The sequence below is a fragment of the Teichococcus vastitatis genome (assembly GCF_003604215.1).
Classification (GTDB): Bacteria; Pseudomonadota; Alphaproteobacteria; order Acetobacterales; family Acetobacteraceae; genus Pseudoroseomonas; species Pseudoroseomonas vastitatis.
In genome coordinates this window covers 1-1,722 of record NZ_QXGS01000135.1, presented here as the reverse complement: position 1 = coordinate 1,722, position 1,722 = coordinate 1, and the positions used below count along the sequence as shown (strand labels likewise).

General features: G+C 68.0%; 2 protein-coding genes. Both read right to left on the bottom strand.

The features are described 5' to 3' along the window. On the bottom strand, positions 1-830 hold an 830-nt coding region (locus D2K64_RS23485; RefSeq protein ID WP_162306251.1), incomplete at its 3' end, for a TolC family protein. Between the two features lie 2 nt (positions 831-832). Beyond that, positions 833-1,722: efflux RND transporter permease subunit (locus tag D2K64_RS23480; protein WP_238384399.1), on the bottom strand; the 890-nt coding region annotated here is incomplete at its 5' end.

Here is a 1,722-nt window from a genome sequence, read left to right as displayed (position 1 = left end):
GTAGGCGGCGCCGGGCGGTCGGTGGTGCGGCCGGTGAAGACTGCAATCAGGGTACGCTGCTCCTCGGCTGCCTTCAGCAACGCAGGAAGATCAGCCCGACGCTGCGCCACCTCAGCCGCCTGCAACAGCACCTCGCTCCGTGATATCGCACCCAGAGCGAAGCGGCTGCGCAGCAGGCCGAGACTGTCTTCCGACGCCGCGATGATCTCCCGGGTCGCCTGGATCTCCGCCCGGAACGCCGCCTCCTGAACCACGGCGTTCACCAAGTTGCCGCTAACGGTCAGCGCCGCGGCAGTGAGTTCGAAACGCTGACGGTCCGCCTCGGCCACTAGCCCCTCGACTTCGCGGCGGGTGCCGCCGAAGAAATCGGGAGCGTAGCTGACCTCCACCCGGCCAGTGTGCAGGCTGTAGGGCGGGAAGCTGCCAGCACCGCCCACCGGGATCGGCTCAGCTTTTTGGCGGCTCGACTGCACACCCAGGCCGAGCGTCGGGAGGAAACCGCCGCGTCCTGCAGCGACCAGCGCCTGCGCCTGTTGCAGCGTGGCACGGGCGGCCTCCAGGTCAGCGTTGCTGGCGAGCGCCTCGGTGATGAGTGCGTCGAGTTCCGGCGAACCGAAGGCGCGCCACCAATCGGCGTCGACTGGTGCGCTGGGTGCAAAGCGCTGGGCACCGCCGCCAGGGCCATCCGTGCTGACGGTCATGGCCGTCAGCGGGACCGGGCGGTACCCGACGGCATTCGGTGCGGCTGGACGCTCGAAGTCCGGACCGACGGCACAGCCTGCGAGCAGCACGAGGGCTGTGCCGGCGAGGAGAGTGCGACGAATAGCCATGGTCAGATCACCTTCCGGGGCGCCGCTGCGGAGTTCGTGTTGGTAGGCTCCCTCTCCGCCTCTATCTCGGCCTTCCCGGCGAACCACTTGTAGAAGAGCGGGATCAGGAACACGGCCAGGAAAGTCGCCGCCAGCATGCCGCCCACCACAGCGGTGCCGATGGAGACGCGGCTGCCGGACCCTGCGCCGGTGCTGATCGCCAGCGGTACGCAGCCCAGAATGAAGGCCAGCGAGGTCATGATGATGGGCCTGAAGCGTAGCCGGGCGGCAGCCAGGGCCGCCTCGAAGGGAGACTTACCCGACCGACGCTCCAGCACAGCGAACTCGACGATCAGGATGGCGTTCTTGGCGGCGAGGCCCACCAGGGTGATCAGGCCGACCTGGAAGTAGATGTCGTTGTTCAGCCCGCGCAGCCAGACCGCCAGCAGCGCGCCAAACAAGCCGAAGGGCACTGCTAGCAGCACAGCGATGGGCAGGCTCCAGCGACCGTACTGGGCCGCAAGGATCAAGAACACCATGACCACGCCGAAGCCTAGCGCCAGAGCGCCCGCGTTGCCGCCCGCCACCTCCTGGTAGGCGGCGCCGCTCCAAGCAATGTCGAAGCCCTGCGGCAGGGTGGCGGCCGCGATCTCCTGCATAACTTGGAGCGCTTGGCCGGAGGAGTAGCCAGGCGCGGCGCCGCCATTGATGGTGGCGGCCGGGTAGCCGTTGAAGCGCTCAGACAGGTCGCTGCCGACCACGCGGGTGAGCGTGAGCATGGTGCTCGCAGGCACCATCTCGCCGCTGCCCGCGCGGACGAAAACCTTGCTAAGATCCCCCGGCTCCTGGCGGAACTCCGCCTCGGATTGCAGGTTGACCCGGTAGTTGCGGCCAAGCAGCGTGAAGTCGTTGA